Below are 17,338 nucleotides of genomic sequence, written 5' to 3' on the forward strand. Positions count from 1 at the left end.
ATGCAAACCATCAAGACTGCCCTGCTTCGCACCCTCAGCCTTTTCATCGTCTGGTGGGCCCTGACCGAGGGTGACAGCTCCGGGGCAGTCTTCGGGGCTGTGGTATCCCTCCTTGTTGCACTGGTTTCGATCCGGCTTTTTCCGCCCGGAACCTATGCCGTCCGTCCGGGCAGCTACCGGCTCCGTATTCTGGGCGTCCTGTCCTTCACAGGCCACTTTGTCGGAAACTCCGTCATCGCGGGCGTGGATGTCGCCCGGCGACTGCTGTTGCCCCGGCTCCCAGTCGATCCGGGGTCGCTGACGCTGACGACCAGACTCCCCGAAGGCAGCCCCCGGTGGTTGTTGGCCAATGCGCTCTCACTGATGCCTGGCACGCTCAGCGTCAACCTTATTGATGACCAACTCGAACTGCACTGCCTGGACCAGCGCATGCCCGTCACCGCCTTCGTGCGCCAGACCGAAGCGCGCATTGCGGCCATGTACGGCATCACCCCGCCAGACGACAGCGGAGCCCAATCATGACGCTGTTGCTGAACACTGTGGCCGCCTTCCTGCTGCTGACGCTGATGATTGCCCTGGTCAGGATATGGCTCGGTCCGGATCCGGCGGATCGGATGCTGGCCTCGCAACTGTTCGGCACCACCGGCGTGGCATTGATGCTGGTACTGGCGGAGGCCCAGGCAATGCCGGCACTCAGGGACGTGGCGCTGGTGCTGGCGATGCTTTCGGTGCTGGCCATTGCCGGCTTTGTGACACGGGTGGTTCGAATAGACCGGAGTCCGGCTGATGATTGAGTTCACAATCCAACTGGTTCAGGTCCTGCTTCTCATTACCGGCTGTCTGTTCTTTGCCATCGGCACGCTTGGCCTCTTCCGCTTCCGCGACACCCTCAGCCGGATTCATGCGTTGACCAAGGTGGACAACCTCGGACTCGGCTTTCTGGTCATTGCCTTGCTGCCACAGGTTGCCTCCCCCACTGTGGGCCTTAAAGTGCTGCTGATCTGGATGGTGGCGCTTGCCGCCAGCGCCACGTCCGCCCACCTCGTGGCACGGGCCGTGGTCTCTGAACAGAGGGGAACAGAAGGCGGAGAGGGTCCCGATGCTTGAATGGTTCCTGGATCTCCTGCTGGTCACGGCTCTACTGACCACGGCCATCGCCACACTCAGTTCCCGGGATCTCTTCCGCGCGGTCGTGGTCTTCATCGCCTTCGGCCTGCTGATGGCAGTGGCCTGGGTGCGACTCCAGGCGCCGGACATCGCCCTGGCGGAAACCGCTATCGGCGCGGGTCTGACCGGCGTATTGCTGCTTGACGCGGTCAGCCACTTCCGGCGCGGCGGGACCGTTGCAGCATCAGGGCGTTCCGACGCGGCAGGAGGCAGGGAGCAATGAAGCGGATTCTCGCGGTTACCCTCCCGCTGCTGGCCTCAATGGCATTGGTCCTGCTCCTTGGGGCCAGTCTCTGGAGCATTGCCGGCAGCCAGACACCGGTTAATCTTCCAGAGCTTCTTGCCGGGAAAATGAACGAAAGCGGTGTGAATCATCCCGTTACCGCCGTGCTGCTGAACTTCCGCAGCTACGACACCCTCCTGGAAATCGCCGTTCTTGTCATCGCTGGCATCACGGGCATATCAATGGCAAGGACCGCGTCGCTGGAAGATCCCGAGCTGCGAACCTCGGATTCGCTCCTCTACGCCCTCCAGCGCTGGTTCATTCCGCTGATGCTGTTGCTTGCGGGCTACCTGTTGTGGGCCGGGGCCGATCGCCCTGGCGGCGCCTTTCAGGCCGGGGCCGTGCTCGCCGGCTGCGGGGTGCTGATGCGTCTGGGCGGCATTCCCCTGGGGTTTCTTCGTCCCGGGCTGCTGCTGAGGGTGGGGCTTGGCCTCGGCTTTGCCGTCTTTCTGCTGGTGGCCGTGCTCAGCGCCATGGCCGGCGAGGCCTTCCTGGCCTATCCGCCAGGAATGACCAAGCCATTGATCATCACGATCGAAACCGTTCTGACCTTCTCCATCGCCATGGTGCTGCTGGCTCTTTTTGTATCCGCACCCGTGAATGACGCCGGGGCTCCCGGGGAGGACGATTCCTGATGACGCCATCCCTGCTGTACGCCTTTGCCGGTGCGGGGCTCTGCGGCATTGGCATGTTCGGTTTCATCCAGCTCCGACACCTGCTGCGCAAGCTTCTCGCCTTCAACCTGATCGGCTCGGGTACCTTCCTGGTACTGGTGGGGCTGGCCCAGCACGGCCAGGGCCCCGATGCCGTGCCCCAGGCACTGGTCCTGACGGGCATCGTGGTATCCATTGCCGCCACGGCCCTGGCCATTGTCCTGATACGTCGCTACTTCCACCTCTCCGGCCATACGTCCCTGGAGGCCGATGACAGTGATTCCGGGCAGGGAGGGGCTGAATGATCACGGCATGGCTTATGGCTGGCCTTCTGTTCACGCCTCTGGCCTGGGCGGTGCTCTGTCTGCTCCTCGACTTTTCACGGGGGCGCCTGGTCAGCTGTCTGGGTATCACGGTACAGGTTCTGGTGTCACTGGGGCTCTGGGTGGCAGTCGCCCGCGAGGGCGGTTTCCTTTACGGACTTGGCGGCTGGGAGGCGCCACTCGGTATTGAGTTGCGCGTGGACGGGTTGGCCGTCACCTTTATCCTCCTTACGGCCATCGTCGCTGGTGCCTGCGGCCTTCATGCCAGTGTCTATCTGGCGCCGGACAACGCCTGGTACCGCTATTTCTGGCCCCTGTTCTGGTTCCTCTGGGCGGGACTGAATGGCGTCTGGCTCGGTGGCGACCTGTTCAACCTCTATGTGGGGCTGGAACTGCTCAGCCTGTCGGCTGTTGGTCTCGTCGCCCTTGGCGGTGGCATCAATGCCCTGCGTGCATCGCTGCGCTACCTCCTGGCCGCGCTGCTTGGCTCCATGGCCTACCTGCTTGGTGTGGCACTGATGTACGGCCAGTTCGGCACCCTGTCCATTGCCGGCATCGCCTCGCTTCTACCTGAAACCCAGGCGCTGGTCGGACCCGGCATGGCAATGGCACTCATGCTCTCCGGGCTGGCCCTGAAAACGGCCCTCTTTCCGCTGCATGGCTGGCTGCCCCCCGCCCACGGAATCGCAAAATCACCGGTCAGCGCACTGCTCTCGGCACTGGTCGTGAAGGCTTCCTTCTACATTGCGGCGCGGCTCTGGCTTGAGTTCGGCCATGAGCTGGGCTCAACGGCCGTTGCCCAACTTATTGGCGGCCTTGGGGGCGCCGCGGTTATCTGGGGGAGCTGGCTGGCCTGCCGTCAGTCGCAGCTCAAGCAGGTGGTTGCCTACTCATCCGTGGCCCAGATCGGTTACCTCTTCCTGCTGTTTCCGCTGACGTTTGCGGTAAGCGATACGGCTTCCCTGCAGGCGCAGCAGGGCATGACCCTTCAGGTGGTCAGCCATGCCCTGGCCAAGGCGGCCATGTTCCTGGCAGCAGGCAACCTGATCCTTGCCACGGGAAGCCATCAGGTCGCAGGGCTCGCCGGCGTCAGCCACTTCCTGCCGTTTTCGCTTTTCTCTTTCGGGCTGGCCGGCGTATCGCTCATGGGCATGCCGCCTTCCGGCGGCTTTGCCGCCAAGTGGATGCTCCTCCAGGCCAGCCTTGCCAGCGGACAGTGGTGGTGGATTGTGGTCCTGGTAGCGGGGAGCCTGCTGTCGGCGGCCTATGTATTCCGGATCTACCAGGCATCCTTTGTTGCGAAAACCGGTGTCGATGACTTCTACCACCCACCAGGGAGCCTTGAGGTCATCCCCCTGCTGCTGGCCCTGATGTCGCTGGGGCTGGCACTGGTAGCTGAACCGTTACTGTCGGTTATGGCGCTGTCGCTTGAAACTGGAGGGGCACCATGAGCCTGAGCGCCCTGCTGCCACCCATTACCCTGATGACGTCCCTTCTGGCGGCCGTGCTCATTTTTGCCACCCCGGAACACCGTTCAGGGCTCAGGACCACCATCAATCTGACGGCAGCCCTGATCAAACTGCTCCTGGTGGCCATCATGGTCTGGGGGGTCTTCCAGGGCGTCGACTACCATCTGACGTTTACCATGCTCCCCGGGGTGGCGTTTACCCTGAAAGCCGATGCGCTCTCCGTGATGTTCGCCGGCCTGTCAGCCATCCTCTGGTTGCTGACAACCGTCTATGCGGTGGGGTACCTCGAGGACTCGCCCAACCGCAGCCGTTTCTTCGGCTTCTTCAGTCTCTGTGTCGCCAGCACCATGGGCATTGCCCTGGCCGGCAACCTGTTCACCTTCCTGCTTTTCTACGAAATGCTGACCCTGGCCACCTATCCGCTCGTGGTACACCGGGGTACCGTTGAGGCCCTGCGCGCGGGGCGCACCTACATCCTTTACACGCTGACGGGTGGCGCGGTGCTGCTGGTCGCCATTGCCTGGCTCCACGGGCTCGTCGGGGATCTTCCATTCCGGCAGGGAGGTCATTTCCAGCAGGCGGCATCGGACCTGGAGACACCGCTGACACTGATCTTTGTGCTGTTGATAGCAGGTCTCGGGGTCAAGGCGGCCATTTTCCCCCTGCACGGCTGGCTGCCCCAGGCCATGGTGGCGCCCGCCCCCGTCAGTGCCCTGCTTCACGCGGTTGCCGTGGTCAAGGCGGGGGCTTTCGGCATTGTCCGGGTGGTCTACGATATCTATGGGATTGAATCGGTCGCAGCACTTGGGTTGCTGGAGCCACTGGCCTGGCTGGCTGCCTTCACCATTCTCTACGGCTCGGTCCGTGCCCTGAGCCAGGCGGACCTCAAGCGACGACTGGCGTTTTCCACCATCAGCCAGGTGTCCTACATCATCCTGGGGATCAGCCTCTTTGGGCCCATTGGTACGGCCGGAGGACTGGTGCACCTGCTGCATCAGGGAATCATGAAAATCACGCTTTTCTTCTGCGCCGGCAACTACGCCGAAACCCTGGGCATACACCGGGTTGACGAACTCGACGGTGCCGGGCGACGAATGCCGGGCACCTCAATTGCCTTCACCATTGGCGCCTTTGGCATGATTGGCACCCCGCCGCTGGCTGGCTTCATCACCAAGTGGACCATCGCTTCCGGGGCCATTGCCGCGAACATGCACTGGGCCATCGCGGTTCTCCTACTCAGCAGCATTCTCAATGCCGCCTATTTCCTGCCCGTCGTCCAACGACTCTGGTTCCGGGAGGCGGTAAACGACTGGCCCCATGAGCGTTTCTGGGGGCGTCTGGAAACCAGTGCCTGGCTCTTCTGGCCCCCATTGATCACGGCCCTGATGACCATCATGGTCGGGGTGCTGGCCTCCATGCCCTTCAGTCCCCTCAGCTGGGCTGAGCTGATCGCGGCAAGGGAGTATCTGCCATGATGCCGGTGCTGGTTCCTGCCGCCGTTCTTCTGCCCCTGCTGTTTCCCGCGCTGGCCCTGGTGCCCGACTCGGGGCGCATCATGCGCTACGGGTTACCGCTATTACCGCTGCCAGCACTGACGGTGGCGCTTCTGTCCGGGCCCGGCTGGACACTCGAGCTTCCCTACCTGCTCAACGGGGGTGTCTGGCTGCTGGATGAACTGCGACGGGTGTTCCTGCTGCTGACTGCCTGCCTCTGGACAACCGCGGGGCTCTATGCCGCCGGTTACCTGCATGGAGAACATCTTCGTCGGTTCTGCGCGTTCTGGGGGCTTACCCTGGCCGGCAACCTTGGGCTGATCATGGCAGGCGACATTGCCAGTTTCTACAGCTTCTTTGCCCTCATGACCTTTGCCGCTTATGGCCTGGTAGTGCATGAGGGCTCACCTCAGGCGCTCCGTGCCGGGCGGATCTATCTGGTCATGGCGGTTCTGGGGGAAATGGCGTTGCTGGCGGGCCTCATCTTTTCCGCCTCCGAAGCGCAGAGCGGCATGCTGCAGGATCTGCCACCCGCCATCGCGGAGGCTGAGCACCGGGACCTCATCCTTGGGCTCCTGATCACCGGTTTTGGCGTCAAGGCGGGTCTGCCACTGCTTCACTTCTGGCTGCCCCTGGCCCACCCAGTAGCGCCGACGCCGGCAAGCGCCGTGCTCAGCGGCGCAATGATCAAGGCGGGGCTTCTGGGCTGGCTGCTGACACTGCCGCTGGCGGAAACGGCGTTGCCACAGTGGGGAACCGTCATGATCATGGCAGGCGCCCTGGCGTCCATCGGTGCGGCCCTTATCGGTGTCTGCCAGCAACAGGCAAAAGCCGTCCTTGCCTACTCGAGTATCAGCCAGATGGGGCTGATCACCATCATGCTGGGGGTGGCGCTCGCTGATCCGGAACGTGCTCCGGTCATTATCCCGGTCATCGGCCTTTATGCGCTGCATCACGGGCTGGCTAAGGGCAGCCTCTTTCTCTCTGCCGGCCTCTCAATCCCTGCCCATAAACAGGAACGCTGGTTGATGTGGGCGTTAATCACGCTTCCCGGCCTGGCGCTTGCCGGCCTCCCTTTTACCAGTGGCGCTGTTGCCAAGCTCGCCATGAAAGAGGCGCTGGCCCCGGAGGCTCTGGAACTCGGGCCAAGGGCGTTGCTGGCGCCCCTGATAAGCGCCGGTGCCATTGCGACGTTGCTGCTGGTCCTGCGCTATCTGTGGGTGCTCCATAAGCACACCCGCACGGCACCAAACCATCGCGCCGTTCTGATGGGATGGCTGGCAACCGTCCTGATCAGCCTGCTGGGCTTCTGGCTGATGCCATGGAACCTGGCCAACGCCCCGGGATTTCTCCCTTCGCCCTACGAGCTCTGGAAGCTGGGCTGGCCCATGCTGACCGCACTGGTGCTGGCCTGGATGGTATCCCGATCCGCGCCCGGAACTCCATCAGTGCCCGCAGGGGATGGCATCGTACTGATCGAGCGGCTGGCGTCGTCCATTGGCACAGGGGTGCTCAGGGCACCCACCAGGCCGCGAATGACGCGCGGGCAAAAACCGTCCTATATGAATCTATTCGGGAGACTCAGGGAAATCCTGGAGGCCAAGGAGCGACAGTTCCGCCAGGGGATGGGTTTGACGATGCTGCTGCTCGTACTGTTGCTCAGCCTCCTTTAGTACAGGGTTGAGTTGGATGGCACGTCCTCGCCGTGGGTCCTGCTGAACGACGACTGTATTTTTGCGGCTGCAGCCTCATTACCCAGCTTTCGATGCACGCTGACCAGGGTATCGGCAATGTTGGCATCATACGGGGCCAGCTCATGGGCCCGCTCTGCCAGTTCCAGTCCTTCCTCCGGACGATCCAGCCGTGCCAGAGTCGCGGCAGCCTGCTTCAGCGCATAGGGAGAATCCGGTTCCTGCTCCAGAAAACGCTCGTACTGAAGCAGCGCCGATGCCGGATTCCCCAGCTCGTTATAGAGATCGCCGAGCCGCACCTGCAGCTCCGGCAGTTCCGGATGTCGAATTACGGCATTCTCATAGGTGGCCAGAGCTTCAGCATGGTCGCCCTGGTGAAAATGAATGTCAGCAATCTCCAGACGGGGCGCCAGCAGTTTCGGGTAGTCGCGGACAAGGGCCTCAAGGGTATGGACGGCTTCATCGGCTCTCTCCATCTTCCCGTACGCCCGCCCGAGGACCAGACGCCCAAACGCGGACGCCTTCAGGTTTCCCACCGGCTCCGAAAGCGATAATGCCAGTTCCGGAAACCCCTGATTCAGATAAAGCTGAGCGGTGACCACAGCCACAAGCTCCTGATTATAATCGGCCTCGCTCATGGGCGAGGACCCAACCAGCCCGGACAGCGACAGCAACGGCCGCTGGAGGTCAAGCCAGACGGGAGAACCGGCTTTCAGCGTATGCTGCACGCCATCGTTCCCGGATTCATTGGTCATCAGGCTGGCGGCCAGGATGGTCGACAGGGGCGCATCCCGGGTGTCCGCATTATTCAGGACGCTGCGCGCCTGGTCGATACGCTCCCGGGCAATATCGCACAGCGCCCGCCCGACCACGGCGTCATCGCCCCACTCCGAATACCGGCCCAGCGCTGAAAACGCCTCGTGCGCCCGTTCATAATGGCCGGTGGCAAACTCGCTCAGTGCGATATTGGACAGGGCGGCGGGGTTCGGCGCGCGTTCCCTGAAGGTACGTGTTTTGGCCAGGGCCTTTTGGGGTTGATTGAGCTTGAGGTAGGCCGTGCTGGCAACGGTAAGCGCGCCGCGATGCTCCGCATATTGATCCAAGAGCCGTTCTGCATGATCGGCCGCTTCCGGGAAGCGACCGCTGACGAGGTGAGTGCGTGCCAGGCCCAGGCGTGCCCCTTCATGCCGTGGCGCCTGCTCCAGAGCCTTTTCGTAGTTAACGACCGCAAGGTCCATGCGATTGCCCTGATGATGCAGATCCCCTGCCAATACGTAGAGGTCGGTGGTTTTCGCCTCCGGTTGCAAGTTCCCGAAATGCCTCAACGCAGCCTCACTGCGTCCGTCCCGCGCATAAAGCGTCATCAGTGACGACCGTATGGACTGCGCAATATCAGGGAAACGCGCATCCAGTTCGCGAAGGTGGCGATCAATCGCCGTGTGTCCACCCTGTCCGTACCAGGCCAACACAAGAATCAGGTGGGCTCGCTCATCCTTTGGTGCCAGGCGCGCGTACTCCTCGCCCAGCGAGATTGCTTCCTGATAACGCTCATTCTCAAGCGCTTCAATACCAGGCCGGTATTGCGACGGTGGCTGCGGAAAAAACCGATCAATGACCAGAGCATGGGCTGATGAGAGCGTCAACAGCATCAGTGCCAGTAAAGCAGCAGAACTACGAATGCGCATACGCTTTCCCATCGAAACAGATAGGGGCCGCTTGTCCTTCAACGACTCCGGAATACCAATGGGACCAGGACCAGGATACCCCTGTAACCATCAAGCATAGAGCGGGCCGTGAAAGGGCATTTTCGGGTCAAACAAAGGGTTGGGAAAGGACGGGAAATCCTGGAACAGGGCAAGTGTAAGGAAATCCGACACTTCAGGCTGGACTCTGCCATCCCGGATCCAGGGGCAGGCGTATTACCCGCTGAACGGAGTCTGGGCCTGGGCCCTCATGTAGCAGAAATACCACACTCCGCCCTGCCAGCCAGGGCTGGATACTGGTGCGCACGCGCTCCTCAATGCCCCGGTCCAGGCCGGTGAAGGGTTCATCCAATACAACAATGGGCGCCTGTTTCAGCAGTACCCGGGCCAGCGCCAGGCGGCGCGCTTCACCCCCGGAAACCTGACCACCCATTTCGCCCACACGGGTTTCGAGCCCAAGGGAAAACGCACGCACCGTTTCATCAAGCTGAACCGCTGCCAGCACCTCCCATAACCGCGCATCCGTGGCCTGGGGCAACGCCAGCCGGAGGTTTTCCGCTATGGATTCATTGAACAGGTGGGCGTCCTGGGAGAGGAGTGCAATGCGCTGTCGCCATTCATCACCATGGAATTGGCGAATATCCCGCCCATCAGCAAGAACCGCTCCCTCATCCGGTTCAAGGAGACGAGCCAGGAGCAGCGCCAGGGTGGACTTCCCGCTCCCGGAGGGCCCGGTAATGGCGATATGCTCCCCGGGTGCCAGGGAGAGGTTGAAATCATCAAAGACCGAAGGCGTTCCCCGCGCCACCGCGATTCCGGACCAGGTTATTGCGGGGTGAGCGGGAACGGGAGCCGGCTCATCCGGCTCGGGAAGACACCCCGTCAGGGACGATTGTTCATTGAGCCTCGAGGCGGCGGCCTCAGTGGCGCCCCATTGGGCAAAGGCAGCGGGCAACACGGAGAATCCCTCACTGAGAGCCATCACCGCCAGTGGCATCATGACCATCACGGGCCCTGAGACAACCTCTGCCTGCCAGGCCAGAGCGGCAAGAATCAGGACAATAACCACCAGCGCCTGAACCCCCAGGGTGCTCAGGGCCTGCGCGAGCGCAGTTCTTTTCGCAAGACGGTACTGGCAGTGGCGCTGCCCGGCCTCCAGCCTCAACAGCTGCTCCTGGTGGGAAACCAGCTGCGACGCCGCCTGTAACTCAGCCAGGCCCCGAAGCTGATCCACAACACGACTGCGTATCAGGTCACGGGCTCGCCCCTCCCTGGCACTGAGCCGACGTGTCACCAGCGCGACACCAACAGTCACTACGCCCAGCAGAAGCAGCAGAACCACCCCCGCAAACAGGGCAATAGGCAGCGCAAAGAACGCAATCAAGCCCGTGACGGCCAGCACGGCAACCAGGGCCACAACAGGCGGAGCAATCTGGCGCAGGTAAAGGTTATCCAGCGTATCGACATCGCTGACCAACCGGTTCAGGAGCTGGGCCGATCGCAACCCGGAGCGGGCGCGCTCATCCAGGCACACCAGATTCTGGAACAGGCATACCCGGAGATCCGCGAGAAGGCGCAGGACGGTATCGTGATTGTGGAGGCGTTCGAAATACCGGGAAGCCGTGCGGGACAGCGCAAAGAAACGGATACCGCCGCCGGGCACATAGAGGTTCAGGCTGGCCTGCAGACCGGCTCCCCAGGCCAGCGCGGTCACGGCGGTGGCGGTAATGAACCAACCGGACAAGGCCAGGAGGCCAACCCCTGACAGCAGCGTCGCCGTCATCAGAAGCGCCCCCAGCACCAGCCTCCCTCGATGCCGGAGCAGCAGACTGAGCCAGGGTCTGAGCTCAGTCATTGCGACAATCTCCCAGCAACAGGTGGCGGTCCGCCAGAGCCATGGCAGCAGGGCGGTGGGTCGCAAGCACACAGATCCGGCCGCCCCCGATGATTCCCTTCAATCCCTCAAGGACTTCCGCTTCCGTCGCGGCATCGAGACCGGCGGTGGGCTCATCCAGCAGCATCACTGGCGAGGGCGTCAGGAACAGTCGTGCCAGGGCCAGGCGCCGGGCCTGCCCTCCGGAAAGTCCAACGCCGCCCTCGCCAAGGGTCGCATCCAACCCTGCCTCCTGCGCCGCCAGTACCTTGCCCATACCGACACGTTGCAACGCCTCCTCCATCTCAGCATCGCTGGCCCGGGGTGCCGTGAGTTGCAGATTCTCCCGCCAGCTTCCGGTGATGAGCCAGGGACGCTGCCCCATCCAGCCCAGCGGGAAGGAGCCGGGCGGGTGGCCAAGTACACGGACCTCCCCTGAGTCCGGGCGGATAAAGCCTGCAAGCACCGCCAGCAGTGTGGTTTTCCCGGATCCCGAGGCGCCCGACACGACCAGTGTTTCGCCCGGATTCAGGTCGAAACTGACGTCCGTGAGAACCGGGGGCCGCCTGGGGTGAGAGACGTTGAGCCCGGCGGCGTGAATCCCCTGCCCCATGTCACCATCTGGTTGATCCTCCACATTCGCCCTGACAGCGGACCTCTCGGCGCCTGTATCCAGCCGCGCCATCAGATGGGACGCCGCCCCCAGCGCCGCAGCCCGGTCATGATAGTACTGGGAAACCAATCGCAGGGGCTGGAAGAACTCTGGCGCGAGCAACAGCACCAACAAACCTGAAAACAGCGTCATGTCCGCCGCCGGCCCGAACTCGATCGAACCCAGCAACGCAAAGCCCACGTAGATGGCAACGGCCGCGATGGCCACGGAGGCAAAGAACTCCAATACCGCCGAGGACAGGAAGGCAATCCGGAGCGTGGCCATATTCAGGCGGCGATAATCCTCAGCGGCTTCCGCCACATCGGAAACGGCCGCCGTGGTGGCGCCGAACAGCTGCAGGGTGGTCAGGCCCCGGATGCGATCCAGGAAATGCCCGGACAGACGCGCAAGGGATTCGTAATGACGGCGGTTGACACGCTCGGCGCCCATGCCGACCAGCGCCATGAACAGAGGAATCAGGGGCGCGGCCGCCAGAAGGAACAGGCCCGCGAGCCAGTCCAGATAGAACACCAATACCAGGATGATGACTGGAACCGCCACCGCCAGGATGACCTGGGGCCGGAAACGGGCGAAATAGCCGTGAAGCGCGTCAACCTGCTCCACCCATTCACTCGCCAGCCGCCCGGCATCCGTTCCTGCCAGGCCAACCGGTCCAGCGCCGGCCCAGGCCGCCAGTAACGACTGACGCACCCCGGCCCTGACCTGGTCACTGGCCCGGGCGCCGGCAATTTCCTGCACCGCCTGGGCAAGGGCCCGGATGGCGACTGCCAGCAGAAGTACACCACCAAGCCAGAGGAGGCTGAACGAACCTCCGCCCACAACCACCTCGTGCACCAGCCAAGCCATCAGGAAAAGCTGGGCGATGGTGGCCAGGGCGTTGATTACCCCCGCCACCACGGACAGAGTCAGCGTTCCGCGGACTCCACGGGCCTGCGCTGCCAGCCAGTGGCCAGCGGCCCGTGGCTCAGTGGTAGCCGTCACCGGCACGCACCTTGCCCCGGAATACCCAGTAGGTCCAGGCGGTATAGATGAGCACAAACGGGAGCACGAACAGCAGGCCGAGCAGCAGGAACAGCTGGGACTCCCAGGCGGATGCCGCGTCATAGAGCGTGATATCGGGCGGCACCACATAGGGCCACTTGCTCACCAGCAGGCCCAGGTAGGTGAATACGAACATCCCCATGGTGGCCACAAAAGGCACACCTTCCCGACCCTGGCGAACCGATCGCCAGATCTTCCAGGCACAGAACAGCGCCAGGGCCGGCAGGACCCAGATAACATGAATTGTCGAGAACCAGCGTTCATAGGCTGCCGGGTCGATGGAGGGCGTCCAGATACTAATCAGCAGGAATACCGCGAGCACGGCACCGAGCAACCAGGGTGTGATCCGGTAAGCCCAGGCCTGGGTGGTGCCCTCGGTCTTCATGATGGTCCAGGTGCTGCCAAGCAGGGCATAACCGGCCACCAGTCCGAGGCCGGTGAGTACGGTAAAGGGTGTCAGGAAGTCTAAGGGGCCGCCCACAAAGACACCATCCGCCACCTGGATGCCTTCAATATACTTGCCCACAACCACACCCTGGGCAAAAGCGGCCACCGTGGAACCACCGGCAAAGGCGATGTTCCACAGATAGCGGGAGCGGTTGGCCTTGAACCGGAATTCAAAGGCAATCCCCCGGAAAATCAGCCCGGCAAGCATCAGAAAAACGCCAATGTAGAGCGCCGGCAACATGATTGTATAGACCATGGGGAACGCTGCCAGCAGCCCTGCTCCCCCGAGAACCAGCCAGGTCTCGTTGCCGTCCCAGACCGGGGCCACCGAGTTCATCATCAGGTCCCGGGACTCCTCGTCCGGCGCCAATGGAAAGAGGATGCCCACGCCCAGGTCAAATCCGTCCATGAGCACATACATGATAACGCCGAAGGCAATAATGCCGGCCCAGATCAGTGTCAGGTCGAAAGGTTCCATCAGGCCTGCCCTCCTGTGCTTTCAAGTGGTACGTGGGCGGCGGAGAAAGGCCGCTTGGGGCGTTCGGCGTCATCATGCGCCTGCTCGGCATCGTCGGCCTCCAGCCCGGCCTCGAAAAGCCGGGTCAGATAGTAGACACCGGCGGTGAATACCACCGCGTAGACCAGCATGTAGCCGATCAGGCTGAACAGCGCCACGCCACCACTGAGCGATGGGGTTACCCCCTCGGCCTGCGTCATCTGGCCATAGACGAGCCAGGGAACGCGGCCGATTTCGGTGACGAACCAACCGGCAAGCACCGCGATAAAGGGCGCAACACCCATGGGCACCAGCCCCTTCAGGAACCAGCGCTTCTGCCAGTAGCGGCCACCGGGGCGCAACAGCAGCCCGGCGACGGCAAAGGCGATCATGAGCATGCCGAGCCCAACCATCACGCGGAACGACCAGAACACGATGGCCACCGGCGGCTGCTCGTCGCGGGGCACCGCGGAAATACCCGGCACCTCGCCTTCCACGTCATGCTTGAGGATCAGGCTCGCCAGCCCGGGAATGCCCACCTCGAAGTGGTTGGTCTGGGCCTCCTGGTCCGGCCAGGCAAAGAGCAGCAGCGGCACATTGCCGGAGGTCTCCCAGTTGCCCTCCATCGCCGCCACCTTGGTGGGCTGGTGCTCGAGGGTATTGAGCCCGTGCAGGTCGCCCACCCAGAGCTGGGCCGGGGCGATGATCAGCAGCAGCCAGAGGCACATGGACAGGGCCCTGCGGTTGGCCTCAACCTCCCGACCCTTGAGCAGGAACCAGGCACTGACCGCCGCCACCACGAAGGAGCCCGTGAGAAACGAGGCAAGCCCCATGTGAGCGAACCGATACCAGAACGAATCATTGAAGATCGCCGCGCTCCAGGAGACCACCTGGTGCATGCCATTCTCCATTTCCGTGCCCGCCGGGGTATGCATCCAGCTGTTGGCGGACAGAATCCAGAATGACGAAATGAAGGTTCCGATGGCCACCATGAAGGAGGCAAACAGATAGACGCCCGCCGGAACCTTGTTCCGCCCGAAAAGCAGGATCCCCAGGAACGCCGCCTCCAGGAAGAAGGCCGTCACCACCTCGTAGCTGAGCACCGGCCCCATGAAGTTGGCCGTCGCCTGGGCAAAGTTGCTCCAGTTGGTCCCGAACTGGAAGGACATGACGATGCCGGACACGACCCCCATGCCGAACACCACTGCAAAGACCTTGATCCAGAATTTCGAGAGCCGGGTGTATATCGGATTGCCCGTGCGAAAGGCCAACGTCTCAAGGAAGGCGATGAAGGAAGCCAGGCCAATGGTGAAGACCGGGAAAATCGCATGAAAAGACACGACAAAGGCGAACTGAATGCGGGAAATCAGGACGGGATCTAACTCCATATGCGCCTCCGGGCAAGGGGAAAGGTGCTGTTTCAGTCGCCAATACTAATTTAGCTTTAACTAATATAAAAGACTCAGAACCCGTATGAACCGATTCAATAATGGACATCCTCACCCGCAATTGCGACCCAACACCTCACCGCTGACAGCCATCATTGCCAGCTGAGGCAAGCCTCCCTTATACTGTTTTTATATACAGCTAAGGTTTAACCCCATGCGCGCCAGAGGCACCCACGGCAACATTGCACACCGTTTCCAACCGGATTCGGTAGACCCGGTCGATGATGGCTGGCACCGGGAGGCGGAGCCGGACTCCATCGCCACCGAGGTCCGGGAAGTCCGGGCTGATCGCATCATCAGCACCAACCAGTCGCCGGATGTGCCCTTCAGTCAGTCCATCAACCCCTATCAGGGGTGCGAGCACGGCTGCATCTATTGCTTTGCCCGACCGACGCACAGTTACCAGGAACTCTCCCCCGGGCTGGACTTTGAAACCCGGATTATTGCCAAGCCCAATGCCGCGAAGCAGCTCCGCGCTACCCTGGACAAACCCGGTTACCGGCCCTCGCCCATTGCCCTGGGCGTCAATACCGACGCCTATCAGCCCCTGGAAAAGCGCTACCGGCTCACCCGGGAGATTCTTGAAGTGCTTCTCGAATACCGTCACCCGGTATCCATTATCACCAAGAGCGGCCTGATCCTGCGGGATCTGGACCTGCTGGAAGCGCTGGCGGCGAGGGGCCTTTGCTCGGTGAGCGTCAGCCTGACAACCCTCGATAACCGCCTGAAGGGCCAACTCGAACCCAGGGCCACGGCAGCGGCCACCCGCCTGAAGGTGGTTCGGGAGATGGCGGGACACGGCGTCCCCGTCGGGGTGCTGACCGCTCCGATCATCCCCTTCATAAACGATCATGAGATGGAATCCATGCTGGAAGCGGCGGCGGACAGCGGCGCTGAGCGAGCGGATTGGGTACTTCTGCGACTCCCCCATGAGGTCGCGCCCCTGTTCGAAACCTGGCTTGAAACGCACTACCCGGATCGGGCCGGACACGTCATGAACCGCATCTGCGACCTACGGGGCGGGCGTACCAACAACAGCAGTTTCGGGGAACGGATGCGGGGAACGGGGCCATTGGCGGATCTGTACCGGCAGCGATTTCACCGCAAGTGTCGGGCACTGGGTCTTAACAAGGCGGGGGAGGAACCGCTGGACACCGGCCAATTCCGGCGTCCAGCGGGTGAGCAGATGGGACTTTTCTAGATGTAGAAGTCCAGTTCTTCCTGGTGCTTGAGCAGGTCGCGCATCTTATGCGGATCATCGCCGAAGAAGTAGATCAGCCCCCAGTGGGTACCAAAGGCGGTACGCTTGGTGACCGTCTGCTCCGCAGGTGCTGTCAGCTCATGCCACTCGAAATACTCGTGGTTTTCGGTCTCTTCCGGAATCTCCAGCTTACTGACAACCCGGCGTCTCGGGTAAACCCCGAAACAGCCCGCGACACCCTTGGCATCCGTCACTTCCTTCGGGAAGAAGGCTTCAATCTCTTCCTCCGTGGTCTTCGGATCAAATGCCAGGACCATGCCCTGATAGGCATTGAACCCGTAAGCGCGCTCAAGCAGCTCGAAGACCTTGAAACCCGGTGGGCGATAGGCCACTTCGCCAAAGTACATGGTGCCATCACTGGTCACAAAGTACTCGGGGTGGATAAACCCGAACTGGATATCGAACGCCTTGATGAGCTTCTCGATTTCCTGGGTGATCAGGTTACGCCAGCTTTCCAGCTCCGGTGTTGCCGGAACAAACACGGAATACCCGAGAGTGACGTACTCGGAGATGTTCAGGAAACGGATCTTGCCGTTGTGAATCCAGGCCTCGACCGCGAATTCCCAGCCATCCAGGTGGCTTTCCATCAATACCGGGAACTCTTCCTCCGGGATGTTATCCACTTCCTCGGGCGTACGGATCACGCGGTGCCCCAGGCAACCCGCCTTGTCGAACGCCTTGAGGTGAATCGGGTCATCCGGGTCACCATCCAGCTTGAGCAGGGTCTGGTTGACCCGCTTGAGAAAGCGGATCACGTCGTCACGGTCGTGGGCTTCCTCAAAGATCCCCACCCGGATGCCGCCGAGCTGCGCACGGCGCTTCATCAGGGCCTTGTCGCGCATGAGCACGGCCTGTCCGTGGAGACGCGGATTACCCATGAGCACCGAGTTGATGGCGCCGGCCCATTCCACGGTTTCCTCGAAAAGCGGGATGGCGACATCCACGCCCTCGTCTTTCAGCCGTTCCGCGATTTCAAGGGAGCGGTCGTTCAGGCGCTCGAAATCCCAGGGGGTGTAGGGAATATTATGCTGCTTGCAGTAATCCTCAGCCCAGGGGGGCGCGACCACAATGTAACGGCGGTCAAACTTGTCCAGTGCCTCGACGGCGCTGAGGCTCCAGCCCAGCAGGGCCACGTAGCCTTTATTGGGATTCTTTTCCATTATCCACTCCGTTGCGTGTATTGATTCTGTCAAAGCCGGAGGTTCATGATCTCGGGCCCCGGCAAGCTTACGTGATACCCTCAAAAATGTTATTAAGCCCACCGTGGGCCACTCAGGGCCATCTTTGCAAACCGTTCGTGGCATTCGCTCAAACGAT

General features: G+C 62.1%; 16 protein-coding genes. 10 read left to right on the top strand and 6 right to left on the bottom strand.

The window, feature by feature from the left end:
• From DES49_RS05775 to DES49_RS05815, 9 genes are read left to right on the top strand one after another with little or no spacing between them, the layout of a single operon-like run.
• Entirely contained in the window at positions 1-522 is a 522-nt protein-coding gene (locus DES49_RS05775; protein ID WP_133735430.1) for a Na+/H+ antiporter subunit E, read from the top strand.
• A complete protein-coding gene (locus DES49_RS05780; RefSeq protein WP_133735431.1) occupies positions 519-794 on the top strand; it encodes an MrpF/PhaF family protein in 276 nt (91 codons plus the stop codon). The genes DES49_RS05775 and DES49_RS05780 overlap by 4 nt, the downstream gene beginning before the upstream one ends.
• The gene (locus tag DES49_RS05785) at positions 787-1,107 is read left to right on the top strand and encodes a cation:proton antiporter (protein ID WP_133735432.1); all 321 of its coding nucleotides are present in this window, start codon (positions 787-789) and stop codon (positions 1,105-1,107) included. Before DES49_RS05780 ends, DES49_RS05785 begins: the two co-directional genes overlap by 8 nt.
• Positions 1,100-1,390: a Na(+)/H(+) antiporter subunit B gene (locus DES49_RS05790; protein WP_133735433.1), complete on the top strand. Its 291-nt coding sequence runs from the start codon at positions 1,100-1,102 to the stop codon at positions 1,388-1,390. The genes DES49_RS05785 and DES49_RS05790 overlap by 8 nt, the downstream gene beginning before the upstream one ends.
• Positions 1,387-2,085: a Na(+)/H(+) antiporter subunit B gene (locus DES49_RS05795; RefSeq protein ID WP_133735434.1), complete on the top strand. Its 699-nt coding sequence runs from the start codon at positions 1,387-1,389 to the stop codon at positions 2,083-2,085. The genes DES49_RS05790 and DES49_RS05795 overlap by 4 nt, the downstream gene beginning before the upstream one ends.
• Entirely contained in the window at positions 2,085-2,408 is a 324-nt protein-coding gene (locus DES49_RS05800; RefSeq protein WP_133735435.1) for an NADH-quinone oxidoreductase subunit K, read from the top strand. Before DES49_RS05795 ends, DES49_RS05800 begins: the two co-directional genes overlap by 1 nt.
• Positions 2,405-3,877: a complex I subunit 5 family protein gene (locus tag DES49_RS05805; RefSeq protein WP_133735436.1), complete on the top strand. Its 1,473-nt coding sequence runs from the start codon at positions 2,405-2,407 to the stop codon at positions 3,875-3,877. Before DES49_RS05800 ends, DES49_RS05805 begins: the two co-directional genes overlap by 4 nt.
• Complete coding sequence (locus DES49_RS05810) at positions 3,874-5,370, top strand: complex I subunit 5 family protein (RefSeq protein ID WP_133735437.1); 1,497 nt, start codon at positions 3,874-3,876, stop codon at positions 5,368-5,370. The genes DES49_RS05805 and DES49_RS05810 overlap by 4 nt, the downstream gene beginning before the upstream one ends.
• On the top strand, positions 5,367-7,061 hold the full coding sequence (locus DES49_RS05815) for a complex I subunit 5 family protein (RefSeq protein ID WP_133735438.1): 1,695 nt from the start codon (positions 5,367-5,369) through the stop codon (positions 7,059-7,061). Before DES49_RS05810 ends, DES49_RS05815 begins: the two co-directional genes overlap by 4 nt.
• Here the strand turns inward: DES49_RS05815 and DES49_RS05820 are convergent.
• From DES49_RS05820 to DES49_RS05840, 5 genes are all read right to left on the bottom strand, one after another.
• Positions 7,058-8,764: a tetratricopeptide repeat protein gene (locus DES49_RS05820; RefSeq protein WP_166646001.1), complete on the bottom strand. Its 1,707-nt coding sequence runs from the start codon at positions 8,762-8,764 to the stop codon at positions 7,058-7,060. The two genes, DES49_RS05815 and DES49_RS05820, sit on opposite strands and share 4 nt — an antisense overlap.
• Before the next feature lie 193 nt (positions 8,765-8,957).
• Positions 8,958-10,637, bottom strand: coding sequence for a thiol reductant ABC exporter subunit CydC (gene cydC / locus DES49_RS05825; protein WP_133735440.1), 1,680 nt, complete (start codon positions 10,635-10,637; stop codon positions 8,958-8,960).
• The gene (gene cydD, locus DES49_RS05830) at positions 10,630-12,309 is read right to left on the bottom strand and encodes a thiol reductant ABC exporter subunit CydD (RefSeq protein WP_341776779.1); all 1,680 of its coding nucleotides are present in this window, start codon (positions 12,307-12,309) and stop codon (positions 10,630-10,632) included. Before cydD ends, cydC begins: the two co-directional genes overlap by 8 nt.
• Positions 12,293-13,294 carry a cytochrome d ubiquinol oxidase subunit II gene (cydB, locus tag DES49_RS05835; RefSeq protein WP_133735442.1) on the bottom strand — a complete coding sequence of 334 codons (1,002 nt, stop codon included), beginning with the start codon at positions 13,292-13,294 and terminating at the stop codon, positions 12,293-12,295. Before cydB ends, cydD begins: the two co-directional genes overlap by 17 nt.
• Entirely contained in the window at positions 13,294-14,700 is a 1,407-nt protein-coding gene (locus DES49_RS05840; protein WP_133735443.1) for a cytochrome ubiquinol oxidase subunit I, read from the bottom strand. The genes cydB and DES49_RS05840 overlap by 1 nt, the downstream gene beginning before the upstream one ends.
• Before the next feature lie 214 nt (positions 14,701-14,914).
• Here DES49_RS05840 and DES49_RS05845 point away from each other — a divergent pair, with 214 nt between their 5' ends.
• Entirely contained in the window at positions 14,915-15,961 is a 1,047-nt protein-coding gene (locus tag DES49_RS05845; protein ID WP_133735444.1) for a PA0069 family radical SAM protein, read from the top strand.
• Here DES49_RS05845 and DES49_RS05850 read toward each other — a convergent pair.
• On the bottom strand, positions 15,958-17,181 hold the full coding sequence (locus DES49_RS05850) for an ATP-grasp domain-containing protein (protein ID WP_208297021.1): 1,224 nt from the start codon (positions 17,179-17,181) through the stop codon (positions 15,958-15,960). The genes DES49_RS05845 and DES49_RS05850 overlap by 4 nt on opposite strands.
• Positions 17,182-17,338: the final 157 nt, after the last annotated feature.

The organism is Halospina denitrificans, from assembly GCF_004364635.1.
GTDB lineage: Bacteria > Pseudomonadota > Gammaproteobacteria > Pseudomonadales > Oleiphilaceae > Halospina > Halospina denitrificans.